This is a genomic window from Paenibacillus sp. PvR133, assembly GCF_017833155.1.
In the GTDB taxonomy this organism is placed as follows: domain Bacteria; phylum Bacillota; class Bacilli; order Paenibacillales; family Paenibacillaceae; genus Paenibacillus; species Paenibacillus polymyxa_B.
Window position 1 is genome coordinate 2,794,710 of sequence record NZ_JAFIBS010000001.1, and the last position, 26,992, is coordinate 2,821,701.

Here is a 26,992-nt window from a genome sequence, read left to right on the forward strand (position 1 = left end):
CTAATCGGTTTCGTATTTTATGAGGGTACAACAACTTCCACATCATAATGTTGCAAAATTTCCAGCATCGCTGGTTCTGGCAATCTGTCGGTGATCACGATATTAACTTCAGACAGATCGGCAAAACGATATGGAAAATTGATTCCGAATTTCGAATGGTCTGCAAGGACGATCACCTGATCTGCCTGTTTCATCATCTGATGCTTCAACATACCGTCTTCTTCATGAATCAGGCTTAGTCCGTGGGCAGATATACCACCAATCCCGATAAAGGCTTTGTCTACAAAATAGTGAGACAAAGTGGCGATCACGGAGGAGCCATATACATATCGGTGTTCTTTTTGCAGGCGGCCTCCCAGCAGATGAATGGAGACACCGTCTTTTCCAGATAGCACGTCAGCCTGATTGATTGAATTGGTGATGACCGAACATTCCTGCACATTCAGTCTTTCTGCACACGCCTGTACAGTAGTAGAGGAATCCAATATAATACGATCCTTATCTCGTACCATGCTGGCAGCCAGCTGTCCGATCACTTGTTTCTCCTCGGATACAGTAAGTAGTCTTTCATTATAATTTCCAATTGGATCGTGATGAAGTGTAGGGAGAAGAGCGCCGCCGCGGGTGCGAATAATTTTTTGATGCTCTTCAAGTTTTACGAGGTCTCGACGGGCCGTATCTCGTGAAACATTAAAAAATTCACAAATATCATCCACCGAAATACGCTTATGAAGCTGTAAGTAATCAACGATTTTTAACATTCGTTCTTCCTGATACATAAAAAGCTCCTCTGATATATAATTATTTCGGTATCTCGTAAGTGATTATAAGTAAATACAAGTGATATTGCAATCATTTATCGCTGTTTTCAGGATTTTAGTGATTTTAGATAAGGTATTGTAAGTAAATGCGAATTTTGTGCTTATAAAAACTGCTTTTTTAAAAATTTTAGAAATAAGTATTGCCATTCGTTATTCTATTTGATATACTCTTTCTTGTCGCCAAGTTGGCGCATAATAATAAGGCCCGTTGGTCAAGGGGTTAAGACACCTCCCTTTCACGGAGGTAACAGGGGTTCGAATCCCCTACGGGTCATTGTTGTCTTTATAGACTACATGTTGCATGCTTAAGGGAAATTCCTGAGGTCTGGTCTAATGGCGGACAGCTTGGATGAACAGCATGAGCCATTAGCTCAGTTGGTAGAGCACCTGACTTTTAATCAGGGTGTCGAAGGTTCGAGTCCTTCATGGCTCACCATTTATATTTTGTTATGCGGTCGTGGTGGAATGGCAGACACGCTATCTTGAGGGGGTAGTGAGCGTACGCTCGTGGAGGTTCGAGTCCTCTCGACCGCATCAATGGAATAAACGGAAAAGTCTCTCGCGGTAGAGGCTTTTTTTATTTGTGTAGTGATGTAATAAAGTAATGATTATGATGAAATAATGATTCCATAGTATAATATAGTGCCATAATGTTATAGAATGATAAGTATAAACTTATGAAGTGACGGTGAAAAATATGGACACTCAACTGTTAGGAAATATATCAGAAAATATTTTGGGCTTGTTTCCGATTGTGAAGAAGAAATTTTTCACCTACGGTCCGCTCGATTTACCATTACACTTGTCGCCTAATAACTTTCAGGTATTACTGCTTCTGCGTGAGGTGCGCTTGTCTACGGTATCTGATTTATCCAAACAGCTCAATGTCTCACGTCCGAACATGACTCCTCTTCTGGACAAACTGGTGGAGCATGGGTTGGCTGACCGCCAGTCGTGTGATTCGGATCGCAGAGTCGTGAATGTGGCGATTACACAGGAAGGCGATGCTTTTTGTGAACAGGTATTTCATACCTTCTCCAATAAAATTCAAGAAAGACTGGTGTATCTGCCAGAAGAAGATTTATTGCATCTGAGTGAAACTTTGAATGAATTGAAGCATATCTTACTTAAAATCGACAACGCTGCTACGTGATTGGCGTAAGTGAACTGGCTTAAAGACCGCCCTTTCTTCGGAAAACAGGCGGTTTTTGTTGCGTGTTGTGGTATAATGGAAACCAACATACATAATTCGGTAATTTTAGCATACATGATCTTTGAAATGGGAACAGAGAACATGATATCGTTATTTGAGAGCCTGCTAGGGAGGAAGGAACTTCTATGCAATCTATTTACCATCGCATTGAGGAACTCATCAAGGAACGGGGAATGACGAAAAAGGCGTTCTGCCAGCAGTTAGGCATTAGTACAGGGAACTTCGGGGATTGGAAAAGAGGAAAAACGACGCCGGGCACGAATAAACTCATTGAAATTGCTTCGTTTTTTGATGCCAGTCTGGATTGGATTATGCTGGGTCGAGATGTACAGGGTGAGGTGCTGAAGGAGTCGCAAGACCCTTATTTTTTTGACGCTTCAGGGCAACTGAATTGCCAGGAGGAACCGCTAAGTGAGGCGGAAAGAAATTTTATACTTGAGTATATTGAATTTACCCGCTTTCGTAAAGAGAAAAACCAGCGCAATTCTACTATGGGGTAATGGTTGCTTAGGATTTGATGAGGATTACTAATGAGTAAGGCTGAAAAATGAAAATTATTTCAGAAAAAGTTACTGTGTCGGAGGGGAAACATTTTGGGAGATCAAACTATTTATCAGCGGATTGAAGCTTTGATTAAGGATCGCGGAATGACCAAGAAGGCATTTTGCGAAAAACTTAAAATCAGTTCAGGGAATCTCGGTGATTGGAGAAGAGGTAAAACAACGCCGGGTACCACCCATTTGATTCAGATTTCGGACTTTTTTAATGTATCGCTTGATTGGTTAATGAAAGGGATTAAGCCAGGGGAAGGCGTACTTCAGGAGCAGAAGGCTGCTTATTTTTTTGGAGTGATGGGGCCACTGAATTGCCAGGCAGAAGATCTTGAGACGGAAGAACAGAATTTTATTTTAGAATATGTTGAATTTGCGAAATATCGTAAGCAAAAAAGTGAGAAGGATAAAACAAAGCCGGAATAATTTTTTGGCTAAAGATCGTCTGGGTTGAAAACCCGTAAACGACCTGGAGGGGTTCGTTTTACGGGTTTATTTGGTTTCTTGGTGATATGGAATGACCTATATGTAACTGGAATGCTTGTTGGGTTTAGAGTGGCGGTGCCTCCTTATAATCGTTATCGTCGATGTTCAGAATTGCAGAAACTTGTTTTCTGTACCTTTGTGCTTTGCGGGTGCCGTGAATCAGATTGGACAAGCGTGAGGGCGGAATATTGTGTGTCTCACAAAATGTTTTCTGATCCAGTCGAAGTTCGACAAGCCGTTGTTTGATGGCCCACCCGAAGGAGGTGACAGGCATTTTGTTATTCAAGAGAAATCGCCCCTTACGGATTCTTGCGGAATAATTGGTGTGTTATAATAATCATCAGTAAACATGTTAGAATTAACCATCTGACACTATGATACACTTTTATACGTGTTTTTACAATCGTAAATGCGTCTTTTCGTTGAATTAATTACTTAATTAAGTGCTAGGTGGTTCTGATAATCCGTCTAGAGTCTGCTAATGGTGTGAATTGCGATTATATGTGGATAAAAAACACTCTGCCACCTGAGGAAAGGGACAGAGTGTTTTTCGTGTTGTGACCACATTGGCGAAGCTACGCATCAGGGAGATGCTGGAAGGCGTTTGAATAGACCTGAGGAGGAAAACAGTCTAGGTTCATCCAATTGGTTATTATGGCTCATATAAAGAGGTAGAGTGATGTAGGAGCTGGACCAATGTCTGTGAAGAAAGCGACGCTGAGATGCAGTTGGCTCAGGTTGGTTAAGCTTCTTCCAGGCAGAGAGGAGCTCGCTTGTCATACGCTCCATAAGAGGGTTCTTTTCCTCATAAGGAGGATTGAGTAGCTTGAAGGCATCTTCCACACAGAAGGACACCGCTGCGCTAAGATAGCCGTGAACGGTCTGTTCTACATCGTTTCCGAGGAGGAAGTTAATCCAGGTGTGAACGGTAGCGAGTGTGCCAATCGCATTGTATTGAATGAGTATGGATTCCAACTGGTCAAATTCAAGCCAAGGATAAAGAGCCTTAGCGAGCTTGAGCAGACGCTGACCGGATAGACGAAACTCCTTCACATGCTGCCAGGAGGGACGTTGGGTATGCAGCATCTTATCAATGAGGGCGATCCGCCAACTGTCATTCTGCTGGATGGCGACATACAGACTTTTGATAGCCATGCCGTCAACGGTTGTAAATTGAGGATACAAATCATCCAGCATGTAATGTTCCAGGTCTTGTAGACTGTTCAAATGTCCGTTACGCGATAGTTTCTCCAGTCCGTTAAAACGGGTGAAGCCACCAACAGGTAGGGAAGGGTCCAACAATAATGCATAGTTCAGCAAGCGGTTGCCTTTATGCAAGGTGGTTCGCCTCCTCGAAGTGAATCCTTATGTTATGTTATTTTACTTTTTACTTGGGGATAACGAAAAAAATTCGAAATATATGTAATATATATTTACATTTAAATAGCTTTTGTGTCAAATTAAATATTCTTATCGCTCATATATGTTAGTTAAAATAACGTATAAAATAATTATTATATTTTTGTTTACAAATAGTTGATGAGAGAGTATAATAAATCTGTTGCCTCATTACATTATGATTTGCGGTCGTGGTGGAATGGCAGACACGCTATCTTGAGGGGGTAGTGGGCGTACGCCCGTGGAGGTTCGAGTCCTCTCGACCGCATTATATGCAAGACTCAGTTAAAAAAGCATCCTGACACGGTTTACGTGAAGGGATGCTTTTTTTGTTAAGCATTTTTCGTTATATCCTTTAGCCACAGAAGCAACGGTAGACAATAGGTCGTTTATTAACTGATAAAGAAGGATGTCAGTTTTGCTGCAAAAGCTTCTCTATATCTCCCGCCAGCTTATCTGGAGTGGTTTGCGGTGCATAGCGCTTAAATACGTTACCTTCTCGTGTAATTAAGAATTTAGTAAAATTCCATTTGATCGCTTTGGACCCTAATACCCCCGGAGCAGTTTGGGTCAGGTAACGAAATAAGGGGTGCGCTTGATCGCCATTGACATCTGTCTTGGCGAACATCGGAAAGGTAACACCATAATTGATCTGGCAAAACTCGGAAATCTCCTCGCTGGAACCTGGCTCTTGTTTGGCAAATTGGTTGCTGGGAAATCCCAAAATTTCGAGCCCCTGTTCATGGTACTGGTCATATAGCTCTTGTAGCGCTTTGTATTGGGGGGTTAACCCACATTTGCTGGCAGTGTTCACGATAAGCAGAACGTTCCCTTCATATGTGGATAACGGAATTTGTTTCCCTTGCAGGGTGTGCGCATCATATTCATAAACGGTCATAGTATCTCTCCTTATTCAATATTCAGCAATTAAATTGTAAGCAATTAAAAGCAAGGTTGCAAGTCTGGAAAAGCTGTATCAAGCCTTTAGCCGCTGTAAAATCGTATTTTGTTCAAAACAGTAAATCGCACCGCAAATGGAGCGAATTAAGGTGTTTCTTCTTATAAAAGCGGGTTCAATCGGTGTTTAGCTGGTACATATAGCGTATTTTCTTCTCTTTTTACAAAAAAAGGCCAAAAACGCTCTACCCTACGCCAATATTGACATGCTTATCATTTTCGAAAAGGGATGAAAAACAGAGATTGAAGGAGCTGTGAGAAGCATAGTTGCATTGTAAGCGCTATTATTAATATCCTAGGCTCTAAAGGCCGATTTATAACCCCGCAGTTGAGCTTTACAGTCTTCCATGCGCGGGTGTATGATTCAAGACGTAATTTCAAATTAACTTGAATGAAGCAACAACGAAATGTCTATAGCGCTGAATTTTGCAGTTGCAAAAGCGGGGGAACCAATCGAGATTGTACGGCTTCGGAAGCCGTGTGTCTCATGGGGTGAATTTTCAGGTCAAGTGCCAGAAATAGGGCGACTCTCACGTCCGAATCCGACAGCTAACCTCGTAAGCGTACAGGGAGAGGCAACAAACCGCCGTGTGCAGCCATGGTTTATTTTATCATGGATATGTAAGAAGCCGGAGGAAAGCCTTTTTCCTTCGGCTTCTTTTTGTTGTCTTTTTATACCGGGAGAGGAGCTACTGATGGAAGGTCGGTTAATTATTGTCACTGCACCGAATGAAGCGGGCAGAAGTTTTGTGAAATTGCTTATTTTCAAAAAATTGGCGTTTGCAGTTCTCACGAATAGCGCCCAGGAGGAACGACAGCTCAAAAAAATGGGTGTGGAGCACATTGTCCGCATCAATACCATGCAAGCGGGAAAATGGAATTTTCCAAAAAAAGAAATTGGTAGTGTGTATTTGTTCGAGAACAGCTTGAATCTGACGTGCCGTTTCCTGCAAATATGTCGGCCGCTAACATCGGAATCGATCTATGTTATTACGCACGGCTGTAATCCACAAGGAATTTATCGGGGATTGGGAGCGGATCATGTGATCTACACATTGAACGGAGAGGTGGGTTTTCTGCTGAACGGATAAGCACTTATAACATAGTTGTTTTATGATTTTATGATCAAATAAGAATGGCGATCTGAGGACCGATACGGAGGGTATAAACATGATGGATATATACATGCTGCTCGTCATGGCTGTGAGTTATGGAGTGATACTGCTGTTTGTACGCTGGTGTGATGCGCAGACCTCTAAAGGAGGACGAAGAGGATGATCGTTATACTTGGGCTTACGGCTATTGTGTTTATGTATTTAATCTACGCACTCCTGAACCCTGAAAAGTTCTAGTCAGCTATAGGGGATAGAGCGGGCGGGAACAACAGATCTGAATATTAAGCATTATAGGTAGCGGGTTTGCACACAATTGGTGCTCTGGAAGCAGGTCTGTTGTTCCAAACGCAGGAGCATTTTGAAGGAGGAATAAAGGATGGAGCTGCTTCAAATTGGAATTGTGATCGTCATATTGCTGCTCTTGGTAAAGCCAGTGGGCACCTATATGTATCATGTATTCTCGAATGAACCCAATCGGACGGATCGGATTTTTGGCGGAACAGAAAAGCTGATTTATAAGATAGTAGGATTGAAGAAGCTGGAGAGCATGCGTTGGACTACGTATGTTATGAGTTTCATTGCAACGAATGTCGTGCTTGTGGCGATCAGCTACTTGCTGTTGCGTTTACAGGGAATGCTTCCTGGTAATCCGGCTGGAAACAGTAATATGGAAGCATCACTAGCTTTTAATACGGTAATCAGCTTTATGACGAATACGAATCTCCAACATTATAGCGGAGAAAGCGGGCTTACGTATCTGACACAGATGGCGTTCGTCACGATGATGATGTTCACTTCGGCTGCTTCCGGTTTTGCGGTTGCTGCGGCTTTTATGAGAGGATTGACACGGCGCGGTGAAGGGATGGGCAATTTCTTTCAAGATTTTATTAAAGCCATTATAAGGATTTTCCTGCCGCTGGCCTTTGTGCTTACGCTGGTGCTGGTTGGATTGAAGGTACCACAGACGCTACAGCCTACGGCGGATCTTACGACGCTGAGCGGAACACAGCAGCAGATTTCTATGGGGCCCATTGCTTCTCTGGAGTCCATCAAGCATTTGGGGACGAATGGAGGCGGTTATGCGGGAGCTAACTCTGCGCATCCTTTTGAAAATCCAAGTCCTTGGACGAACGTGCTGGAAATTTTGGCAATGTGGGTAATGCCGGCTTCGTTGCCGTATACCTTTGGACTGTTTGCCCGTAATCGTAAGCAGGGCTGGATTATTTTTAGCTCCATGATGGTATTGTTTCTTATTTTTCTATCTATTACGTACGTGTCTGAAAAGACAGGTAACCCGTTAATCCAGACACTGGGTGTGGATGCTTCTCAAGGAAGCATGGAAGGGAAAGAGGTTCGTTTCGGCATTGGACAATCGGCTTTATTCACTGCGGTCACAACAGCGGCAACGACAGGTTCGGTCAATAATATGCATGATACACTAACCCCACTGGGTGGCATGGCTGCTTTGGGAGAAATGATGCTAAACGTCATTTTTGGCGGCAAGGGTGTCGGGCTGATGAATATGCTGATGTATGCGATTCTGGGTGTGTTTATATGCGGACTGATGGTCGGGAGAACTCCGGAATTTATGGGAAGGAAAATTGAAGGCAAGGAAATGAAGCTGATCGCGATTGCCATTTTGGTACATCCGTTTCTCATTCTCGCCCCAACTGCGCTTGCGTTTATGAGTCATTGGGGATACGACGCGGTCACTAACCCTGGCTATCACGGGTTGACTCAGGTGCTCTATGAATATGCGTCATCTGCTGCAAATAACGGTTCGGGATTTGAAGGTCTTTCGGATAACAACGTATTCTGGAACATGACAACAGGGCTGGTTATGTTCTTCGGACGATATGTATCTATGATTGCATTGTTGGCTGTGGCGGCTTCATTGAATGCCAAAGCACCGACTCCGGTGACGACGGGGACACTGCGTACGGACAACAAGTTATTTGGAGCCATTCTGATCGGGGTCGTGCTGCTGATTGGTGCGTTGACCTTTTTACCCGTTATTGTATTGGGACCTGTTGCTGAATTTTTGACCATGTGAAGAAGAAAATGAGAATGGATGAACGGGGTGTTTGATCATGAAGGAACAACGCAAACACATGCTGGACAGAAGCATCTTGAAGCATGCGATCAAGGATAGCTTTATAAAATTAAATCCGATGATTATGATGAAGAATCCTGTCATGTTCGTCGTGGAGATCGGTACATTGGTCGTGCTGCTAATGTTACTGCTTCCCGGTTATTTTGGAACTGGCAAGGAAATGGGCTTTAACCTGGCCGTGTTTGTTATTCTGTTGTTTACGTTGCTTTTTGCTAATTTTGCCGAAGCGCTCGCGGAGGGGCGGGGTAAGGCACAAGCTGCCTCTTTAAAAAAATCCAAGCAGGATACGCAAGCTAACAAGCTCATCGGAAATGACATTCAGGTGGTTAGCTCAACCGAATTGCGTAAGGGAGACGTGGTTATTGTCTCCCAGGGCGAAATGATCCCAAGCGATGGTGAGGTCATTGAAGGTCTGGCTTCGGTGGATGAATCTGCAATTACGGGCGAATCGGCTCCGGTCATCAAGGAATCGGGTGGTGATTTTTGCTCGGTAACCGGCGGGACGCGAGTGGTCAGTGACCGGATTAAGGTGCGGATTACGACAGAGCCGGGCGAGACATTTATTGATAAAATGATTTCGCTCGTGGAAGGCGCACAGCGGCAAAAAACGCCGAATGAGATTGCACTGAACACTTTGCTTATTAGCTTAACGATTATTTTTCTAATTGTAGTGGTTACGCTAGCGCCGATTGCCCGTCATTTTAACATTGATTTGCCTGTTCCTGTGCTGATTTCGTTGCTAGTCTGTCTGATTCCAACCACGATTGGAGGACTGCTGTCAGCCATCGGGATTGCCGGTATGGACCGGGTCACCCAGTTTAACGTGCTGGCCATGTCAGGCAAGGCGGTAGAAGCTTCTGGGGATATCAACACGATGATTTTGGATAAAACAGGTACAATCACCTTTGGGAACCGAATGGCGAGTGAATTCGTGCCTGTAGAGGGCGTGGAGAAGGCAAAGTTAGTGAAGTGGGCAGCGATTAGCTCTATGAAGGATGAGACGCCAGAGGGTCGCTCGGTTCTCGAATTGATGCGCAAACAGGAGCATACGCTGGATGCATCCTTGGCAGCAGGTGGAACCTTTATCGAATTCAAGGCGGAGACCCGGATGAGTGGTCTGGATCTGGCCGATGGACGAAAGGTACGCAAAGGCGCGGTGGATTCTGTTCGGCAATGGATCGTCTCGCAAAACGGCAGTGTTCCAGCCGATCTGGAGGAAAAAGCGAATCAGGTAGCCTCTGAAGGAGGTACACCGCTGGCAGTCGCGCTGGATGATCAGATATACGGCATTATTTATCTGAAGGATACAGTGAAGCCAGGCATGAAGGAACGGTTTGATCAGCTCCGGGAAATGGGTATCCGTACGATCATGTGCACCGGAGATAATCCACTGACAGCAGCTACAATTGCACGAGAAGCGGGTGTGGACGACTTTGTAGCTGAGAGCAAGCCGGAGGACAAAATAGCGGTTATCCGACGTGAGCAGGAACAGGGTAAGCTGGTTGCTATGACCGGAGACGGCACCAATGATGCACCTGCGCTGGCGCAAGCGGATGTCGGTCTTGCCATGAATAGCGGCACAGTCGCGGCCAAAGAAGCGGCTAATATGGTGGACTTAGATTCCGACCCGTCCAAAATTATTGAGGTGGTCGCGATCGGCAAGCAGCTGCTTATGACGCGCGGAGCATTGACAACGTTCAGCATTGCAAACGATGTTGCCAAATATTTTGCCATCATCCCGGCGATGTTCATGCTGGCCATTCCACAAATGGGCGCTTTGAACGTCATGGGGCTTGGCTCCCCGCTGTCCGCTATTTTGTCGGCGCTGATCTTTAACGCGGTTATTATTCCGCTTCTGATTCCGCTGGCCATGAAGGGCGTGAAGTATAAGCCGATGAGCTCGGATCGCCTGCTGGGACGGAATTTGCTGATTTACGGTCTGGGCGGTATGGTCGTACCGTTTGTTGGCATTAAGGCCATTGATTTGCTGGTGCATTTGTGGATTTAGCGCAGAAAGGGTGAACGACATGAGTGGTTTTTATCGGATGATGTCTGGACGCAGATTTGCTGCGCACGAAAAAGCCGAATCTGGTGGGCAAGGTCATAACAAACGTACAGGGACCGGGACAGTGTCAGAAGGACAACCGGAGAGACAAGAGATGCGAGGAAGTACAGTTATTGGAGTGGCTTTGCGAACTTCGGTGCTGATGATTCTCTTATGCGGTTTGGCATATCCGCTAGTCAGTACAGGAGTAGCGCAGGTTCTGTTTCCACAGCAAGCAAACGGCAGTATGCTTCGTGACGCGGAGGGGCGGGTGGTCGGCTCCGAACTGATTGGGCAGTCCTTTGCCGATTCGGCGTTTTTTCAAGGTCGGGTATCGAGCGTTGATTACAATGGGGCTGGTTCAGGCTCAAGTAACTACGCGCCATCGAATCCAGCCTTGATACAGCGAGTCAAGGACTCTATTGCGGATTGGCAGAAGCATAACCCGGATGTACCCGTTAGTCAGGTTCCGGTGGACCTGATTACGAACTCCGGCTCCGGTCTGGACCCGCACATCTCGCCACAGGCGGCACGGGTGCAAATTCCGCGCATTAGTGGCTTGACGGGTATCCCGCAGGATCAACTGAGAGCACTGGTGCAGGAGCAGACAGAAGGCCGCAGCGCAGGGGTGTTCGGCGAGCCACGTGTGAATGTGCTCAAGCTGAATCTCGCGCTTAAGGCGCAAATGAAGGTAGAGCCTGCCAAGCGTTGAGAATATAATAAATTGATTTGTCTGATAATTAAGTTAAAATAGTACTCATATATGATCAAGGAGGCGGTCCAAATGGTAACGATGAATAAGCGGACAGACTATAGAAGGACAGCGCCTACTCGTCCATAAACTGCGTGGTTTCTTCTTGATGAGGGTAACCAATAATATGCAAGATTATAAATTTTTTAAAATGAATGATTTTTCAGATCATCAGATTGCTCGAATACGAATGTTGGAACAACTATGCAAGAATTTCGACGGATCAAGTTTAAGAGTGGGCATAGAAAGCCTTAAAGAAAACGGTGGAGATAAAGCGATCCTTTGCCAATTGGGCAACCAGTTGATTGGCTATCTCAGTTGGTATACATCAGATGAAATCGAAGCTAATATTAACGCTATGGTTCATCCTAATTATCGGCGCCAGGGTGTATTCCGCTCCTTAGTGTACAATGCTGCAGCTGAGATAGAATTACAAGGCATCAAAGCATGTCGCATCAGAATCCCGTCCAATTCAATGCCTGGAATAGATTGTGTGAAGCACTTGGGGGCCAACTTTAGTACGTCTGAATTCTCCATGAATTTAAATCGGTTCCAATCTGATAGGTTACATCAATCCGGCTTAGTTTTGCGGCTAGAAGAAGATCAGGATTTTGATTTTATGGTTGAATGTTCATCGCAAGCTTTTGGTGATTCCGAGTCTTGGACAAAGAACTATTTTAAGCATACGAGAGAACCAGAACGTGTAACTTACCTCGCTGTAGATAGACTGACACCGGTCGGAATGATTCGAGTCAATCATGTTCATACGGATGCAGCTGTTATTCATGATTTCTGTGTCCATCCATTATACCAAGGCAAAGGGTATGGCCGTGAAATTCTTGCTTGTTTGGTGAAAATCTTGCTTGCCAAGCAGTACACTAAGATTCGACTAGGAGTAGTTACGCAAAATGAGCGTGCCTTGAACCTCTATCGGTCAATAGGGTTTGAGATTTCTGCCGAGTCTCATTATTATGTGAGTGCTATACAAAATTTAATTTATACAGGACAAATAAAATAGGATGAACAAAAAAAAGGTATCTCGCTGCCATTGGGGCAAGTGAGATACCTTTTTAATATATTCATATTTGGCTACCGATTAACCTGAAATCGTTTGGATGATGAGCACTACATTCAAGATGATAATGACAGCGGTCACGATCCAGGTTAATACTTTTTGCCACATTTTATTTGCGAATTCACCCATAATCTTTTTGTCGCTGGTAAAGAGCAGTAATGGAATGATGGCAAAGGGAAGCTGGATGGACAGGATGACCTGGCTCAGCACAAGCAGTTCCTCCGCACCTTTTTCACCTGCGATTGCAGTGACGATAACCGCTGGAATGATCGCGATGAGGCGGGTCACTAGACGACGCAACCAAGGTGAAAGACGAAGATTCAAAAAGCCCTCCATCACGATTTGTCCAGCTAAAGTGCCTGTTACGGTTGAATTTTGACCTGAGGCGAGTAATGCCACCCCAAATAGTATGCTCGCCAGTGTGGTTCCCAGTAGTGGCGAAAGCAGATAATAGGCATCACTAATTTCGGCTACATCTGTTCTTCCTGCCGTATGGAATACAGCAGCTGCCACGATCAAGATGGCGGCATTAATAAATAAAGCGAACATCAGCGCTATACTGGAATCCCAAGTTGCAAATGTAATAGCTTCCCGTTTACCTGCTGAAGTCTGCTCAAATTTGCGAGTTTGTACAATAGAAGAATGCAGATACAGGTTATGCGGCATTACCGTAGCGCCCATAATACCGATGGCAATATACAGCATGCTTGGATTCGTCAAAATTTGCGAGTCTGGTACAAAGCCGCCCAATACGCCGCCCCATTCCGGTTGTGCCAAAAGGAGATTAATGCCAAAACAGCCGGCAATCGTCGCCATCAGCACAATGACGAGTGTTTCCAATGCCCGAAAACCTTTGTTTTGCAGCAGTAAAATGAGCATAACATCAAATGCTGTAATGATAACTCCGTATAGTAACGGTAGACCGAACAGCAACTTCAGCGCAATGGCTGAACCGATGACCTCGGCCAAATCCATGGCTGCAATGGCAATTTCGCACAATAGCCATAAGCCGATCGCGACAGGACGACTATAGGCATCACGGCACATTTGAGCCAAATCTTTACCTGTGGCAATGCCAAGCTTGCCAGATAAGGCTTGCAGCAGGATGGCCATCAGGTTGGAGATTAGAATGACACTAAGCAGCGTGTAGCCGAATTTCGATCCGCCGGCGATGTCTGTGGCCCAGTTGCCGGGGTCCATATAGCCGACTGCGACCATATAGCCGGGTCCAGCAAAGGCAAGAAACTTCCGAAACCAGGTCCCGTCTTTCGGGACGCTCAAGGAACGATTCACTTCCGACAGTGAAGCGATTTCCGCGAAGTTGCCCTTTGTATTTTTCATACGCTTCACCTTCTTTATTGATGTTGAAATATATTATTAGTGACATAACGATTGTGTTATCCCTATTGTACACCCACAATAGTTTTTGTCTAGTGCAACTTTTGTGTGGTCAAGCAAGTTAATCGTATTTTTGAAGCAATATAGCCATCGTATAAAGCTGAACAATAGAAAAACCAAGCTATATCACTCTGAGGGGAGCAGCTTGGTCGTTTTGGATTTTTTTTGAATTACATCTTTTAAATATTGCGGGAGAGCCGTGCAGCCAGTTCCTCAATTTCTTCCGAGGATAGTCCTAGGGAGAACATTTCTGGCTTTTCCTCCAAATCGGGGATGGAGCTCCTTCGGGAGGACCGTCTTTAACATACAAAGGTTGTCCATCTTCCGGGTAAACGCCGTTCCATATTTTATCAATTTCCTTGTAGTCATTCGGACTGAAACGATAAATAGCCCAGTGCAATCCTTTTTCTTCGAATTTACGCGTTTCAGGTGGGATTAAACGGTAAATAAATCAGTTAACTTCCATGTTTTAAATGATTCATTTTGTGTAGTTCGTTTAAAGTACATACGAGAAGGAAATCATGTATTAACATGACGATAGATTCCTGCGGAATGCAAATAATATAGAGAAGGAGAGATGAAATCATGGAAGCATTATACACAGCATCAGCAACGGTACATGGTGGAAGAGACGGTTCAGTCGCTTCATCTGATGGGGTTTTGAAGCATAAGCTCAGTACGCCGAAGGAACTGGGTGGCGCAGGTGGAGAAGCTACGAATCCGGAGCAATTGTTTGCGGCAGGTTATGGCGCCTGCTATGAGAGCGCATTGGCTAACGTGGCCCGAAAGGCTAAGGTGAAGGTGGATAATGTTGAGGTCACCAGCCACGTATCTATCGGCAAGGACCCAAGCGATGGCGGCTTCCAGCTGGCGGTACGTCTGGATGTGAAAATACCTGGTATTGAACGCGCCCAGGCCGAAGATTTGGCACGCCAAGCACATGATTTTTGTCCATACTCCAAAGCAACACGCGGTAACATTGATGTCGAGCTCAATGTCATTTGACTGCATTTCTATAACTTTTACACTCTGGCCGCCGATTTATTGGCGGCTTTTGCACATAGATCTTGATTAGCTGAGATTCGCGACCATTTGACATCATCGCCAAAATTCATTAAGATGGCTTAGGTGATTCTGGTCATCAGGTACGAAACAAATTTGAAAAATACGGGTGATATGATGTCTTACAGACCGAATATTGTTAATTTCACGCTGGCTGGCAGCAACGAAAAAGAAGGGCTTTATGAGTTTAAAATGAGTTTGGCCGATGGAACGGAGTGCCGCGTTTTTTCTCAACGTAATCCGGAGTGGACCTTGACGAATATTAGTCGACTGCTAACGACGCCTTGCCCGGTATGCCATAAGGATTTTATCTGCAAGTGTATGGATAAGTTCCATGAGGAGTTTTTAGAGCAAATTAATACGAAACAGCTGTTTGAGAAAGCATTGAGCTAGTTTTTCGAACAGGTAAAGACTATACATTTCTAAACAAGCGTCGGATACTTTCGGCGTTTTTTTGTTTATATTCATATGGTTGCGTTGCTGGTATTCATGCCGTTGATTTCTCTGGAGGTGAAATGCATTTATGAACCAGTCTGATCATGCCCATTCAGATCATTCCATTGTGTTGGTGGATGGGGTATGCCACTTTTGTCAGGGAGCGGCCCGCTTTATTATCAAGCGTGACCCTAAGGGAACATTTCATTTTGGTTCCCTGCAATCTGAGGCAGGACAAGAACTATTACGTGCAGGAGGACTATCTACAGATCAGTTGGATACGTTCGTGCTGATTGAAGACGGTACGTATTATACAAGGTCAACCGCAGCTTTGCGAATTGCCAAACGTCTTCGTTTTCCATATCCGCTGGCCTATGTGTTCATCCTGGTTCCCCGCTTTGTGCGCAATGCAGTCTATAACTGGGTGGCGCGTAACCGATATCGTTGGTTTGGCAAGGATGAAGAGGATCAATGTCAGATCCCCCCACCAGAAATCAGACAACGATTTTTTTAGAGGTTGTTCAAAAAGTCGTCTTTCCATAACGAAGCTAATCAAGAAGCGGATTCGACGTCGAATCTTGAATTCAGCCGGGCCTTCCGTTGCTCACGTAGATCTGTCTACGCTCCGCTACTCAGTCCCTAGCTTCATCCAATCTTCTCGGTCCTGAAAAGCCGACTTTTTGAACACGCACTTTTAGTTACTTTTTTAAGTTTCTTTTTTGGAGCGATGTCTACGAATTAGTAAGATCACAGCGATCACGATCAGTATCAGGCTCGTAACAGCTACATACACGATATGTCGTACATTGGGTACGTTAACAGACAATTTTAGCTCGTTAGATTCCAAAGGAGCAATGTCCCAATATAGTGTTTTTCCGTCTTCCGACACACGGTCCGCATTATTGGTAGCAGGTTGGATGGGTAAGGATAGGCTGAAGTTAAGATCCAGCTGCCGCTCCAGTAATTTGCGCGCAAACACATTCATTTGCTCAAATTTGTCACTCAGTCCTTGAGCTTCTTTAGGAAGCATCCGTGGTAGATCGAGCTTCATGGTAAGATCAATATTCGTTGTGAAAAAATGTTGACTCACAGCACGCTTTATTTCTAATCCCTCAGGTAGATTTAATCCCTGACTGGGATTTTTTTTGTTTGTGCTCCAATCTCCTTGATAATGTCCCTTGATTTGATATCCCTTTCTTCCCTGTTCAGCTAGCGGCTGTACATCTACATTGTTGCTTTGAATACGCTTGACTAATCGATCTAGCAGCCCGGGATTGTCCAACATCATCAGTGTCTGGTTGTTTACACTGAACGTTGCATCCATATCTACACTTTGATCGAGATGAACATCTACATGGATGTCACCTCGAGCACAGGAAGTTAGGGCAAGCAGACAGCACACCAGCATAAAAATGAGCAGTATTTTTCGTATCCGAACTTGCCGACGTTTGTTCCGATAAGGGCTGTATCCTGTTGGCTCCATGACCTGCACCTCTTTATATGTATTCTTTGGTTTAATGACTGGATATCTTCTATATATTACACATTGGGAGAACGAAAATCGAACGGTATAACGAAATACATAAGAATTATATTTTATAAAATGTTTCCCTAGGTAAAAACTTTAGTGTATACTCTAAAATATAGTATTGATAAAAAATAATTGAATCAAGGAAATAGTTTGTCCCAAAACGAATATTCAAAGGAGGATTTTAAAACATGAACAAGCAGTTTAAGAAGGCTTTGCCGCGATGGGTAACGACGGTTGGAGTGTTGTCTCTAGCTCTAGTTCTAGCGACTGCATGTACCGATGCTAAGAAGAAGGAGCAGGGAACTGCGAGAGAGGCGGGACAAAAAATAAAGGCTACGGCTACCATCGGTATGATCTCTGACATTGTCGGCAAGGTCGGCGGTGATCATGTGGAGGTCACGGGAATTATGAAGTCAGGCGTTGACCCGCATTTGTACAAGGCTTCTCAGGGAGATATGCGCAAGCTGGATCAGGCCGACGTTATTTTTTATAACGGGTTGCATCTGGAAGGAAAAATGCAGGACATTCTGGAGAAAATCAGCAAGCAAAAACCCGTCATATCCGTGTCCAAAAACATCGCCCAGGATCACTTGCGTGCAGGTAGCCCGGAAATGGGATCTGAGCATGATCCACATATCTGGTTTAACGTACAGAATTGGATGTCTGCGGTAGAAACCGTCAGAGATGAATTGTCGGCGCTAGACGCTGTTCATGCGGAGGAATATAAGGCCAACGCAGAAGCCTATCTCACTGAGCTGCGAGAGCTGGATGATTACACGAGGGAGCAGATTGCCAGTATACCGGAAGCCCAGCGCGTGCTTGTCACGGCACATGATGCTTTCGGCTATTTCGGAGATGCCTACCACATTCAAGTGAGAGGACTTCAAGGTATGAGCACAGAATCAGAAGCGGGTTCTCAAGATGTGACCAAGCTGCGAGATTATCTGGTCGAACATAAAATCAAGGCTATATTCGTAGAATCTAGTGTTCCGAGAAAGGCCATAGATGCGGTTATTCAGGGGGCCGCTCAGCAAGGTCATATAATTAAGGTTGGTGGCGAGCTGTATTCGGATGCCATGGGTGAAGAGGGCACAGAAGATGGAACATATATTGGAATGGTCAAGCATAACGTTAATACGATTGTTAAAGCTCTTAAATAAGGAGGCAGAGATACATGGGGCATTCACCACTTGTCGTTCGTGATTTATCGGTAGCTTATCAAAAAAAGCCCGTTTTGTTCGATGTTTCCTTTGAGGTGCCGGAAGGCAAGCTGATTGGTATTATCGGTCCGAACGGGGCTGGGAAATCTACACTGATCAAGGCAGCGCTTGGACTGATTCCAAAGCTTAGGGGCGAGGTGCTGGTCTATGGCAAGCCCTACAAGCAACAGCTACTCAAGGTTGGCTATGTACCACAGCGGGAGTCGGTGGATTGGGATTTTCCGACGAACGCATTGGATGTGGTTATGATGGGACGGTATGGCAGATTGGGCTGGTTTAAGCGTCCGGGAGCAGCAGATCGTCAGGCTGCGATGGAGAGTTTGGACAAGGTTGGAATGAGCAAATATGCAGACAGGCAGATTAGTCAATTGTCTGGCGGTCAGCAACAACGTGTTTTTTTAGCCAGAGCACTTGCGCAGGATGCTCAGCTTTATTTTATGGATGAACCGTTTGTCGGTGTGGACGCTGCAACAGAAAAAGCCATTATTTCATTGCTCAATGATCTGAAACAGCAGGGTAAAACCGTGCTTGTCGTTCATCATGATTTATCTACGGTCACGGATTATTTTGACCAGGTTATGCTGTTGAACGGGCATCTGATGGCGTTTGGAGAGACGACAGATATTTTTACCGAGGAAAATCTGCAGCGTACGTATGGCGGGCGTCTGAGTATACTCAAAACAGGCCCGGATTCCGGTACGATACTCGGAGTGAGGTGAGCAGTATGACAAGCTTGGCAACGCTTTTGACCGACCCAAACATGCAGTGGATTTTGCTGGGCTGCATTTTGCTCGGTTTAAGCAGCGGGGTGATTGGCAGTTTTATGTATTTGCGCAAGCAGTCGCTCATGGGAGATGCTTTGGCACATGCGGCTTTGCCGGGGGTATGTGTGGCTTTTATGATCACAGGTACAAAATCCGTGTTTGGATTTATGATTGGGGCCGCTATTGCGGGGATTGTTGCTACCTTTGCCATCAGTGCATTAACCCGGTATTCACGAATTAAAAGCGATTCCGCGATTGCAGCGGTGCTGTCGGTATTTTTTGGCTTCGGCATTATGTTGTTGACCGAAATCCAGCATAGTGGCGCAGGAAACCAAAGCGGGTTGGATAAATTTCTATTTGGTCAAGCTGCGGCAATGGTATTGTCTGATGTCTATACGATGGCGGTAATTTCGGTGGTACTCATCGGAATATGTATATTATTTTTCAAGGAATTTAAGCTGCTCAGCTTTGATCCCGGCTTTGCCCGCGGTCTTGGTTTTCCGGCAGGTTTGCTGGATAAGTTGTTGATGCTATTGATTGTCATTGCGGTGGTTGCTGGCATTCAGGCCGTGGGAGTCATTATGATGGCTGCTCTGCTGATTACCCCGGCCGTGTCGGCAAGATACTGGACGGAGAAGCTGGGTGTCATGGTGTGCCTATCAGGCTTGTTTGGTGCTATAGCAGGCCTTGGTGGGACGGTCATTAGCTCTCTGGGACAAAATCTGCCTACAGGACCGTTATGCGTGTTGTGTGCGACTGTGGTGTTTGGAGTGAGCTTGATTTTTGCGCCGCAGCGCGGGATGATCTCCAAGGCTATCGTTCGGTTGAACGCCAGAAAAAATCTGGAGCAGACAGTCGGAACACAGCCAAGGGAGGAGCGTGCCCTATGAGTTCATTTTATGTAATTTTGACGGGAATGTTAGTGGCAGGGGGATGTAGTATCGTCGGGTGCTTTCTCGTGCTCCGAAAAATGGCTATGATCGGTGATGCAATCAGTCATGCGGTATTGCCGGGGATTGTCATTGCCTTTCTCATCAGCGGATCGAGGGATTCGGTGTGGATGATGTTTGGTGCGGCAGTGTTGGGTCTTTTAACGGTGTACCTGATTCAGCTATTCCAACAAAGCGGTCTGCAAAGTGATGCTGCTATTGGGGTAGTGTTTACGACATTGTTTGCTATCGGTGTTTTGCTGATCAGTGTGTTTGCTTCCAATGCCCATCTGGATATGGATCACGTTTTGTATGGGGAAATTGCTTATGTGCCGTGGAATACGTTAGAAATAGCCGGCTTCGATGTCGGTCCGAGGGCTGTGTGGATTACGGGCGCGATGTTTTTGATCAATTTGCTCGTGATAGGGGGCTTTTTCAAGCAATTTAAAATCACTTCCTTCGATCCCGCCTTGGCAGCTTCATTAGGCATTCCAGTTGTTTTTTTTCATTATCTGCTGATGAGCCTCGTCTCACTAACGACGGTGGCGTCATTTGAGAGCGTGGGTGCAATTCTGGTGGTTGGCATGCTCGTAGTACCGCCGCTTACCGCTTATTTGCTGACAGAAAAGTTGTCTCGTATGATTGTATACAGCGTCGGATTTGGGACGATCAGTTCGGTCGTAGGCTTTTACACAGCAAGTGTATTGGATGCTTCTATTGCAGCATGTATGCTGTGTGTATCGGGTGTGTTGCTGCTCTTGGCTTTCCTCTTTTCCCCGTCTCACGGTGTGGTATGGCAAAAGTTATTTCAACAACGGGGGATCGTTGGCGAAGATAGCAAGTGATTGTAGGAAGTGATCCCATATGAGTTACCCAAAATAGCGTGCATTCAGGCATAAGAGACCTGAATGCACGTTTTTTTGCACTTATACTGCCCTGTGCGGCTTTTTTTGGGGCAAGCTTGATTGATCATCTTGAATTGATTGGGACACGGGAGTACATTCATTACAACCATATAAGAATGGACGGAACAAACAAGCGGCACGCTGTGGGGAGGAACGAAAGTGGAGAGCTTCAAACGTAAATCACCAGAGGAAATACTGGATTCGATTAACAAACTGCATCGAGGCAGACTCAAAATATACATGGGTGCGGTCAGTGGCTCGGGCAAGACGTATCATATGCTGCAGGAGGGACAATCGCTGCAGCATGAAGGTATTGATGTTGTGATTTGTGCGGTCTCAACCATGCAGCGGCCTGTGACCGTGGAACAGGTCGGCACGCTGGAGCGAGTGCCTAGCATTCATTGGATAAAAGATGGTGAGGAGCAAAAGGACCTGAATGTGGAGGCTTTGGTGGCACGAAATCCCGAGGTGGTACTGGTGGATCATTTGGCACATCATAACCGGAAAGACGCCCTATTTCCAACACGGCTGGAAGATATTCGGTATTTGCTGGAGCAGGGAATTAGCGTCATTACGACGGTCAATGTTTATGAACTCGAGGGAATTACGGAGTGGGTGTATCAGCTGACAGGCTTTGAAGCGGAATATACGGTTCCGGTTGATACACTGGAGCTGGCGGATGAAATTCGTCTGATTGATGCTACCCCGGAAATGATTTTGGAACGGCTGGCGAAAGGCTACATGCATACGCCGAATCCTGAGATGTTTCACCGGGGAAATCTGGGTAAATTGCGTGAGCTTGCCCTGCGATTGGTAGCAGAGGATGTGAACGATTCGCTGGAACGGCACCGGGAGGAGTTAGGCTTACACGGGGCGTCAGGAGCCGCAGAGCGTATTTTGGTACCTGTCCAATATCATTGGAATGGGTCCATTTATGTACGTAGGGGGGAACAGGTCGCCAAGCGGTTGGGTGGAGATATGCTAGTAGTCTCCTTTGTCAGCTCGAAGCGCAAGCTGTCCAAGGAATCAGCAGCCTTCAAGCGTTCAATTGAGAAATTGGCTGACAAGATCGGATCAACATTTGAAGAAATCCCGCTTTTTTCCCGCAGAAGGTTGCCTCGTCAACTGATTCATTATGCGGTGACGCACAATGTTACCCGAATTGTTATGGGGCATTCTCGGCAGACGCCGTGGCAGGAGCTGATGAAAGGATCGCTTGTGAACGGGATTTTAAAACGAATGAAAAATATGGATTTGCTGCTGATTGCGGACCGGGCCGAGCAGGAGGGTGAGCGGATTTTGCCAACAATGAGACAGGAGGAGGGAGATAACGATCCGTATCATCGTTTGAGCGTTGAGGAAGCACAGGCTGAGGCAGCCAAAATCCTGCGGGGCAAGCTCAAGGTATACATTGGCGCTGCTCCGGGGGTCGGCAAAACATACACGATGCTGAGAGAGGGGAATGATCTGCTGGAGAGTGGGATCGATGTAGTTATCGGATTGTTGGAAACGCACGGAAGAGCAGAAACACTGGCCCAGGTAGGATCTCTGAAGATGATACCCCGTCAGTCCATCGAGCGCCATGGCGCACACTTGGAAGAAATGGACACGGAATCCATTCTCAGGCGTAATCCCGAGGTGGTGCTTATTGATGAGCTGGCACATACCAACGTTCCCGGAAGTATGAGATCTAAGCGCTATGAGGATGTGCTTACCATTTTGGAACAAGGTATTTCTGTGATATCCACAATGAATGTACAGCATCTGGAGAGCTTGAATGATGCGGTAGAACAGATTACTGGCATACGAGTGAGAGAAACTGTTCCCGACCATATGATGCGTCTGGCCGATGAAGTACAGCTTGTTGATGTGGCTCCTAAATCTTTGCAGCAGCGTATGCGTGAGGGCAAAATATACGATCCTGCGAAGGTGGAACAGGCACTTAGCCACTTTTTTAAACTGGGCAATCTGATTGCGTTGCGTGAACTTGCTTTGCGGGAATTGGCAGATGATGTAGATGAGCGGCTGGAATCCTGGGATCGACACGAATCACTTCGGGGACCGTGGCGCAGGGAGGAAGTGATCTTCGTAGGCGTGACGCTAAGCGAAAATGCTGAAAGGCTGATTCGCCGCGGTTTTCGTATCGCCTTTCGTCTGAAGGCTGTGTGGATTGTGACTTATGCTCATGTTGGTGAGCGTATACCCGAGAGACTGAACCCTCGTCTGGAACAACTAAAGTTGCTGACCCACCGACTGGGGGGAACCTTTGAGATACGGCTTGTTTCCAGCCGAAGCGAGATTGCCGACATTTTGATTGCTCCAGTGGAAGGATATTCAGGTACGCAGCTCATCGTGGGGCAGTCTTCCCGAAGTAGCCGTTGGGGGAAGGCCGCGGTTGTGCCGAGGATTCTCCGTCAAGCACGTCATATGGATGTTCTAATTGTGGCGGATTATGATCCGGATATTAAGCTTGAGGTAGATCATTAATTCGCCCAGTAAATTCATAAATAGACATATGATGGTTACCGATAGTTCGCTGCTTCCATAGTATATTCTATCTCAAAGAAATGGAGGCGAATTAAAAATGTTTAAACATTGTCATTTGCGTAAGCCAAGAAAACGTATCTTTAAGAAGATCATTAAGGTGACTGTCATTAAGTTTAAACCTAAATTTAAACATGATCACCGGAAACATGAAGATTTTGATAAGAAATGTCATTGCCGGAAACGTCGCCATCACCGCCATCATCGCCATCATGACTGTCATCGTCGTCACCACAAATTCTACTAAGATGAAGATGCTAGGAGGCGGGGCTAGACTGCCCGCCTTCTCCTAGTACGAGGATTTTGGAAGATACTTGCACAAAAAATACTTGCTCTAATATAAGCGCTATGCTATTCTACCAGTAAATAGATTGCACGTGACGGAAGCACCGTTCACCAACCGTATGTATTTACGGATGGATGAACGGTGCTTTTTTGCGTTGTTGTGTTAGGGAAAGGGATGAGCGTTATGGTTCCAGTGAAAGTGGTATTGGCCGTAGAAGGCCGGGATTATATTGAGCCGCTGCTGAATTATATTCACGGAAGCGAGTACGCCAGAAGGCTGAGAATCACGGCTTTTTCGCAACCGGAGGCATTTCATCAATACATGATGGAAACCAGTGGAATGAAAAGACCGGATGTGGTGGTAGGTGAAGCGGCTTTTTTGAATCTATGGACAGACAGGGAAGCTGCTGATATTCCTTGTTTGGTATTGCATGAGGGAGAACAAGTGAGCGAATATGGACAGCCTTTATTAAAGTATCAGCCTTTATCTGAGCTGGTCGGTTTTATTTTGGAAACGGCTAGACAGAGGTCGAACGGTCGGAAAAGTGTAAACAGTCGGGAAGGTGGAATGATTATCGGCATCGTAGCAGCTTCCGGTGGACTAGGCAAGACAACGGCCGCACTCAATATGTCCAAACAGCTGGGGAATGAGGGATATTCGGTATTCTATCTGAATCTGGAGACGGTGGATTCAAGCTCGTTGTTCACTGGTTCAGGCAGTGCTAGCGGAGCAGAAGGACAAGGGCTGTCCAGGCTGCTCTATGATCTCAAGGCGGAGGGGAGTGAGGACACTCCATTATCCATGGCTTCCTACTGTATTCGTCGCCCTGAAATTCAGGCGGATACTTTTCAGCCTGTCTATAATCGCAAGGAGCTGACGGACATGACTTGTGATGAAGCGAAAGAGCTGATTCGAACGGTTGCCGAAAGTGGGCAGTATGATGTAGTGATCGTAGATGGCGATTCTGAAAAAGGTGATCGGGCTCAAGCCGTGCTTGAAGCTAGTCATAAGCTGATTTGGCTGCTGGCAGACGATTTAATGAGCATGCACAAGTGCGGATTATGGCTGGATGTTTTAGAAACCACGCAGCCTGAAGGGCTTGAAGACATGATATGCAAAACCAGCTTTGTGGTGAACCGCTATATGGGAACTATGATCAACTCATTACCTCGTGACTTCATGGAGATAAACGGAGCGTTACCCTATATACCTTCATGGAAGCAGATGCAGCACCATGAGCTACTGCTTAGTTCACCGATTTATCAGCGGGAAATTCGTCATCTGTGCCACGAGCTGCTGAATGTGGACAGTGTAACACATCCGCCCGCCGTTTGGTCTTAAAAGGGGCTGATGAACATGAATGAGGAACGGTTTAAGGCATTGCGAGCAGATATCCGAAACGGGCTGGACGTAACGTCTTCGGTAAAGGATGCAGATCTGGTACGGCATATTGAAAATCGAATTTTACACGATGTAGAGCTGGTGGGCTTAACTTCCCGTGAGAAGCATGCACTCGTCCGCAAGATTTTTAACTCTTTCCGTGGGCTGGATGTACTCCAGCCATTGATTGATGACCCGACCGTTACGGAAATTATGATTAACAGTCACCGGGAAATTTTTGTGGAACGGGCTGGTGAAGTGATGCAGGTACCTGATCAATTTGAGTCCCGCGAGCGGCTGGAGGATTTAATCCAGACGATTGTAGCCGGGGTGAACCGAATTGTGAATGAGGCTTCCCCCATTGTGGATGCCCGGTTAAAGGATGGGTCACGCGTAAATATTGTGTTGCCTCCAGTTGCTCTCAAGGGTCCGACGATGACAATACGGAAGTTTCCCGAGCGTCCTATGACGATGGATGACTTGATACAAATGGGTGCGCTTGATGCAGAAACCGCTGCTATGCTCAAGGACTTGGTACGTAGCAAGTACAACATTTTTATAAGCGGAGGAACGGGGTCTGGTAAAACAACTTTTCTGAATGCATTATCCCAGTTTATCCCGTCGTCTGAACGGATTATTACCATTGAAGACTCAGCAGAGCTGCAAATTGTGACGGTCCCTAATCTAGTTTCCATGGAAACACGGAATGCGAACACCGAGGGGAAGGGAGAAATCACAATTCGTGATCTGATTCGTTCCTCCCTGCGTATGCGGCCCAACCGCATTGTGGTGGGTGAGGTCCGGGGAAGTGAGGCATTGGATATGCTGCAAGCGATGAATACAGGACACGATGGATCTTTGTCAACTGGGCATGCGAATAATATCCGCGATATGGTCAGCCGGCTGGAAACGATGGTGCTCGGAGGGGCAGAGCTTCCGCTTGGAGTAGTACGGCAGCAGATCAGCTCGGCCATTGATATATTCGTTCATCTGTCACGGATGCGCGACAAATCCAGACGAGTACTGGAAATTAGCGAAGTGATTGGTTTTGAAAATGGTGAGGTGACGCTTAATCCCCTTTATCGTTTTCAGGAACGAGGAGAAAGTAACGGGCGAATCGTAGGAGGTCTGGAACGTTGTGGCGAGGGTCTGCAACATACTTTGAAGCTGCAAATGGCCGGGATCAATCCGGAAAGCTGGCACAGGGGAGGAGTATCAGCGTGAAGCCAGGAAAAACGACTGCCAAGCAAGTATCACATGAGGTCCCTTCTCTGCCAGATTATACGGTGTATACATTATCGACAGTACAAAAAAGTCTGTGCATATTCTTTAGTGGCGTGCTGTTTGCGATGATCGGCTTTCTATTTTATCACCAATGGATATTATCGTTGCTGTGCGCTGCCGGGGCTGTGGTGACGCCTCGTTATTTTAGGCAATTTTTGCTGCAACGACGCAGGTCTGCTCTAAGCATCCAATTCAAGCAGGCGTTATATTCGCTCTCGTCTTCTCTTTCAGCGGGAAGGTCGGTGGAGAATGGTTTTCGTGAGGCTGTAGAGGATTTGAGATTGCTTAGTCCGGATGGAGATCACGACCTGATTTTTGAATTTAACATTATTACCGCCTGTCTCGAAATCGGACAGCCTGTGGAGGCTGCTTTGCAGGATTTGGCCCGTCGGGCGCAAATGGAGGATATTACGAATTTTGCGGACGTATTTGCGGCTTGCAAGCGAACCGGAGGTGATCTGGTGGAAGTCGTACGACGAGCTTCAAGTGTCATTGGTGAGAAGTTGGAAATTCAGCAGGAGATCGGTGTAATGATTGCGCAGAAACGTTTTGAATCGAGGGTTATGTTTGCAGCGCCTTTTTTGTTTGTATTGTTTATGACGATGACAGCGAGTGATTACATGATGCCCTTATACAGCGGTACAGGTATGATTTTATCAACCTTTTGTTTATTGGTGCTTGGTGGGTGTCTTGTGTGGATCAATCACATTATGAAGATTGAAGTGTAAGG

26 protein-coding genes, 4 tRNA genes and 1 riboswitch are annotated in these 26,992 nt (G+C 45.9%); of the genes, 24 read left to right on the plus strand and 6 right to left on the minus strand.

Features of this window, described 5'->3' with window-relative positions; translation table 11 throughout:
- Window positions 1–17: 17 nt before the first annotated feature.
- Window positions 18–779: a DeoR/GlpR family DNA-binding transcription regulator gene (locus JOE49_RS12230; protein ID WP_068939853.1), complete on the minus strand. Its 762-nt coding sequence runs from the start codon at window positions 777–779 to the stop codon at window positions 18–20.
- Window positions 780–1,023: 244 nt separating this feature from the next.
- On the opposite strand from JOE49_RS12230, the gene JOE49_RS12235 reads away from it, so the two are divergent.
- The 6 genes from JOE49_RS12235 to JOE49_RS12260 all read left to right on the plus strand — a co-directional run bounded on the left by JOE49_RS12235 (window position 1,024) and on the right by JOE49_RS12260 (window position 3,011).
- Window positions 1,024–1,095 (plus strand) — tRNA-Glu (locus JOE49_RS12235).
- Window positions 1,096–1,181: 86 nt separating this feature from the next.
- Window positions 1,182–1,257: transfer RNA gene (locus JOE49_RS12240), tRNA-Lys, on the plus strand.
- Between the two features lie 15 nt (window positions 1,258–1,272).
- A tRNA-Leu gene (locus JOE49_RS12245) sits at window positions 1,273–1,355 on the plus strand.
- Between the two features lie 163 nt (window positions 1,356–1,518).
- A complete protein-coding gene (locus JOE49_RS12250) occupies window positions 1,519–1,974 on the plus strand; it encodes a MarR family winged helix-turn-helix transcriptional regulator (protein WP_053324898.1) in 456 nt (151 codons plus the stop codon).
- Window positions 1,975–2,159: 185 nt separating this feature from the next.
- A complete protein-coding gene (locus JOE49_RS12255) occupies window positions 2,160–2,534 on the plus strand; it encodes a helix-turn-helix domain-containing protein (RefSeq protein ID WP_023987599.1) in 375 nt (124 codons plus the stop codon).
- A gap of 93 nt (window positions 2,535–2,627) precedes the next feature.
- On the plus strand, window positions 2,628–3,011 hold the full coding sequence (locus JOE49_RS12260; RefSeq protein WP_013309253.1) for a helix-turn-helix domain-containing protein: 384 nt from the start codon (window positions 2,628–2,630) through the stop codon (window positions 3,009–3,011).
- Between the two features lie 124 nt (window positions 3,012–3,135).
- Here JOE49_RS12260 and JOE49_RS12265 read toward each other — a convergent pair whose 3' ends face one another.
- A complete protein-coding gene (locus JOE49_RS12265; RefSeq protein WP_023987600.1) occupies window positions 3,136–3,357 on the minus strand; it encodes a Rha family transcriptional regulator in 222 nt (73 codons plus the stop codon).
- Window positions 3,358–3,653: 296 nt separating this feature from the next.
- Window positions 3,654–4,391 carry an urease accessory protein UreF gene (locus tag JOE49_RS12270; protein ID WP_028543043.1) on the minus strand — a complete coding sequence of 246 codons (738 nt, stop codon included), beginning with the start codon at window positions 4,389–4,391 and terminating at the stop codon, window positions 3,654–3,656.
- Between the two features lie 263 nt (window positions 4,392–4,654).
- Here JOE49_RS12270 and JOE49_RS12275 point away from each other — a divergent pair.
- Window positions 4,655–4,737, plus strand: a tRNA-Leu gene (locus JOE49_RS12275).
- Window positions 4,738–4,881: 144 nt separating this feature from the next.
- On the opposite strand, the gene JOE49_RS12280 is transcribed toward JOE49_RS12275, so the two are convergent.
- Entirely contained in the window at window positions 4,882–5,367 is a 486-nt protein-coding gene (locus JOE49_RS12280; protein ID WP_023987602.1) for a glutathione peroxidase, read from the minus strand.
- 466 nt (window positions 5,368–5,833) lie between these two features.
- A riboswitch (cyclic di-AMP (ydaO/yuaA leader) is annotated at window positions 5,834–6,006 on the plus strand.
- A 115-nt stretch (window positions 6,007–6,121) separates the two neighbouring features.
- On the opposite strand from JOE49_RS12280, the gene JOE49_RS12285 reads away from it, so the two are divergent.
- The 6 genes from JOE49_RS12285 to JOE49_RS12310 all read left to right on the plus strand — a co-directional run bounded on the left by JOE49_RS12285 (window position 6,122) and on the right by JOE49_RS12310 (window position 12,467).
- Window positions 6,122–6,517, plus strand: coding sequence for a hypothetical protein (locus JOE49_RS12285; protein ID WP_023987603.1), 396 nt, complete (start codon window positions 6,122–6,124; stop codon window positions 6,515–6,517).
- Window positions 6,518–6,700: 183 nt separating this feature from the next.
- Complete coding sequence (locus tag JOE49_RS26900; protein WP_071559652.1) at window positions 6,701–6,778, plus strand: potassium-transporting ATPase subunit F; 78 nt, start codon at window positions 6,701–6,703, stop codon at window positions 6,776–6,778.
- 139 nt (window positions 6,779–6,917) lie between these two features.
- A complete protein-coding gene (gene kdpA / locus JOE49_RS12295) occupies window positions 6,918–8,594 on the plus strand; it encodes a potassium-transporting ATPase subunit KdpA (RefSeq protein ID WP_068939857.1) in 1,677 nt (558 codons plus the stop codon).
- Window positions 8,595–8,631: 37 nt separating this feature from the next.
- A complete protein-coding gene (gene kdpB, locus JOE49_RS12300) occupies window positions 8,632–10,662 on the plus strand; it encodes a potassium-transporting ATPase subunit KdpB (RefSeq protein WP_069080983.1) in 2,031 nt (676 codons plus the stop codon).
- A gap of 19 nt (window positions 10,663–10,681) precedes the next feature.
- A complete protein-coding gene (gene kdpC / locus JOE49_RS12305) occupies window positions 10,682–11,410 on the plus strand; it encodes a potassium-transporting ATPase subunit KdpC (protein ID WP_209941335.1) in 729 nt (242 codons plus the stop codon).
- A 166-nt stretch (window positions 11,411–11,576) separates the two neighbouring features.
- Complete coding sequence (locus JOE49_RS12310) at window positions 11,577–12,467, plus strand: GNAT family N-acetyltransferase (protein ID WP_209941337.1); 891 nt, start codon at window positions 11,577–11,579, stop codon at window positions 12,465–12,467.
- A 78-nt stretch (window positions 12,468–12,545) separates the two neighbouring features.
- Here JOE49_RS12310 and JOE49_RS12315 read toward each other — a convergent pair whose 3' ends face one another.
- The gene (locus JOE49_RS12315; protein ID WP_023987609.1) at window positions 12,546–13,865 is read right to left on the minus strand and encodes an Nramp family divalent metal transporter; all 1,320 of its coding nucleotides are present in this window, start codon (window positions 13,863–13,865) and stop codon (window positions 12,546–12,548) included.
- A 642-nt stretch (window positions 13,866–14,507) separates the two neighbouring features.
- Here JOE49_RS12315 and JOE49_RS12320 point away from each other — a divergent pair.
- From JOE49_RS12320 to JOE49_RS12330, 3 genes are all read left to right on the plus strand, one after another.
- Window positions 14,508–14,927 (plus strand): organic hydroperoxide resistance protein, encoded by a 420-nt coding sequence (locus JOE49_RS12320; protein WP_013309264.1) that lies wholly within the window; start codon window positions 14,508–14,510, stop codon window positions 14,925–14,927.
- Between the two features lie 123 nt (window positions 14,928–15,050).
- The gene (locus tag JOE49_RS12325; protein WP_025722703.1) at window positions 15,051–15,377 is read left to right on the plus strand and encodes a hypothetical protein; all 327 of its coding nucleotides are present in this window, start codon (window positions 15,051–15,053) and stop codon (window positions 15,375–15,377) included.
- Between the two features lie 130 nt (window positions 15,378–15,507).
- Window positions 15,508–15,933, plus strand: coding sequence for a thiol-disulfide oxidoreductase DCC family protein (locus JOE49_RS12330; protein WP_023987611.1), 426 nt, complete (start codon window positions 15,508–15,510; stop codon window positions 15,931–15,933).
- Window positions 15,934–16,125: 192 nt separating this feature from the next.
- Here the strand turns inward: JOE49_RS12330 and JOE49_RS12335 are convergent, their stop codons facing one another.
- Window positions 16,126–16,902 carry a DUF3153 domain-containing protein gene (locus tag JOE49_RS12335; protein ID WP_075153921.1) on the minus strand — a complete coding sequence of 259 codons (777 nt, stop codon included), beginning with the start codon at window positions 16,900–16,902 and terminating at the stop codon, window positions 16,126–16,128.
- A gap of 236 nt (window positions 16,903–17,138) precedes the next feature.
- Here JOE49_RS12335 and JOE49_RS12340 point away from each other — a divergent pair, with 236 nt between their 5' ends.
- The 8 genes from JOE49_RS12340 to JOE49_RS12375 all read left to right on the plus strand — a co-directional run bounded on the left by JOE49_RS12340 (window position 17,139) and on the right by JOE49_RS12375 (window position 26,990).
- Window positions 17,139–18,110, plus strand: a complete 972-nt coding sequence (locus JOE49_RS12340; RefSeq protein ID WP_209941339.1) for a metal ABC transporter solute-binding protein, Zn/Mn family — start codon at window positions 17,139–17,141, stop codon at window positions 18,108–18,110.
- Between the two features lie 14 nt (window positions 18,111–18,124).
- Complete coding sequence (locus tag JOE49_RS12345) at window positions 18,125–18,889, plus strand: metal ABC transporter ATP-binding protein (RefSeq protein ID WP_023987614.1); 765 nt, start codon at window positions 18,125–18,127, stop codon at window positions 18,887–18,889.
- A 5-nt stretch (window positions 18,890–18,894) separates the two neighbouring features.
- On the plus strand, window positions 18,895–19,824 hold the full coding sequence (locus tag JOE49_RS12350; protein WP_028543034.1) for a metal ABC transporter permease: 930 nt from the start codon (window positions 18,895–18,897) through the stop codon (window positions 19,822–19,824).
- Entirely contained in the window at window positions 19,821–20,708 is an 888-nt protein-coding gene (locus JOE49_RS12355; protein ID WP_209941342.1) for a metal ABC transporter permease, read from the plus strand. The genes JOE49_RS12350 and JOE49_RS12355 overlap by 4 nt, the downstream gene beginning before the upstream one ends.
- A 219-nt stretch (window positions 20,709–20,927) precedes the next feature.
- On the plus strand, window positions 20,928–23,255 hold the full coding sequence (locus JOE49_RS12360; protein WP_209941343.1) for a histidine kinase: 2,328 nt from the start codon (window positions 20,928–20,930) through the stop codon (window positions 23,253–23,255).
- Between the two features lie 526 nt (window positions 23,256–23,781).
- A complete protein-coding gene (locus JOE49_RS12365) occupies window positions 23,782–24,939 on the plus strand; it encodes a P-loop NTPase family protein (protein WP_209941345.1) in 1,158 nt (385 codons plus the stop codon).
- A 15-nt stretch (window positions 24,940–24,954) separates the two neighbouring features.
- Window positions 24,955–26,202: a TadA family conjugal transfer-associated ATPase gene (locus JOE49_RS12370; protein WP_071559011.1), complete on the plus strand. Its 1,248-nt coding sequence runs from the start codon at window positions 24,955–24,957 to the stop codon at window positions 26,200–26,202.
- Entirely contained in the window at window positions 26,199–26,990 is a 792-nt protein-coding gene (locus tag JOE49_RS12375) for a type II secretion system F family protein (RefSeq protein WP_028543029.1), read from the plus strand. The genes JOE49_RS12370 and JOE49_RS12375 overlap by 4 nt, the downstream gene beginning before the upstream one ends.
- Window positions 26,991–26,992: the final 2 nt, after the last annotated feature.

Coding starts and splice junctions, on each gene's coding strand:
- kdpA (WP_068939857.1), top strand. CDS start 6,918: ATGGAGCTGCTTCAAATTGGAATTGTGATCGTCATATTGCTGCTCTTG.
- JOE49_RS12285 (WP_023987603.1), top strand. CDS start 6,122: ATGGAAGGTCGGTTAATTATTGTCACTGCACCGAATGAAGCGGGCAGA.
- JOE49_RS12330 (WP_023987611.1), top strand. CDS start 15,508: ATGAACCAGTCTGATCATGCCCATTCAGATCATTCCATTGTGTTGGTG.
- JOE49_RS12365 (WP_209941345.1), top strand. CDS start 23,782: ATGGTTCCAGTGAAAGTGGTATTGGCCGTAGAAGGCCGGGATTATATT.
- JOE49_RS12310 (WP_209941337.1), top strand. CDS start 11,577: ATGCAAGATTATAAATTTTTTAAAATGAATGATTTTTCAGATCATCAG.
- JOE49_RS12250 (WP_053324898.1), top strand. CDS start 1,519: ATGGACACTCAACTGTTAGGAAATATATCAGAAAATATTTTGGGCTTG.
- JOE49_RS12335 (WP_075153921.1), bottom strand. CDS start 16,902: ATGGAGCCAACAGGATACAGCCCTTATCGGAACAAACGTCGGCAAGTT.
- JOE49_RS12370 (WP_071559011.1), top strand. CDS start 24,955: ATGAATGAGGAACGGTTTAAGGCATTGCGAGCAGATATCCGAAACGGG.
- JOE49_RS12355 (WP_209941342.1), top strand. CDS start 19,821: ATGAGTTCATTTTATGTAATTTTGACGGGAATGTTAGTGGCAGGGGGA.
- JOE49_RS12315 (WP_023987609.1), bottom strand. CDS start 13,865: ATGAAAAATACAAAGGGCAACTTCGCGGAAATCGCTTCACTGTCGGAA.
- JOE49_RS12340 (WP_209941339.1), top strand. CDS start 17,139: ATGAACAAGCAGTTTAAGAAGGCTTTGCCGCGATGGGTAACGACGGTT.
- JOE49_RS12255 (WP_023987599.1), top strand. CDS start 2,160: ATGCAATCTATTTACCATCGCATTGAGGAACTCATCAAGGAACGGGGA.
- JOE49_RS12280 (WP_023987602.1), bottom strand. CDS start 5,367: ATGACCGTTTATGAATATGATGCGCACACCCTGCAAGGGAAACAAATT.
- JOE49_RS26900 (WP_071559652.1), top strand. CDS start 6,701: ATGATCGTTATACTTGGGCTTACGGCTATTGTGTTTATGTATTTAATC.
- JOE49_RS12230 (WP_068939853.1), bottom strand. CDS start 779: ATGTATCAGGAAGAACGAATGTTAAAAATCGTTGATTACTTACAGCTT.
- kdpB (WP_069080983.1), top strand. CDS start 8,632: ATGAAGGAACAACGCAAACACATGCTGGACAGAAGCATCTTGAAGCAT.
- kdpC (WP_209941335.1), top strand. CDS start 10,682: ATGAGTGGTTTTTATCGGATGATGTCTGGACGCAGATTTGCTGCGCAC.
- JOE49_RS12350 (WP_028543034.1), top strand. CDS start 18,895: ATGACAAGCTTGGCAACGCTTTTGACCGACCCAAACATGCAGTGGATT.
- JOE49_RS12320 (WP_013309264.1), top strand. CDS start 14,508: ATGGAAGCATTATACACAGCATCAGCAACGGTACATGGTGGAAGAGAC.
- JOE49_RS12345 (WP_023987614.1), top strand. CDS start 18,125: ATGGGGCATTCACCACTTGTCGTTCGTGATTTATCGGTAGCTTATCAA.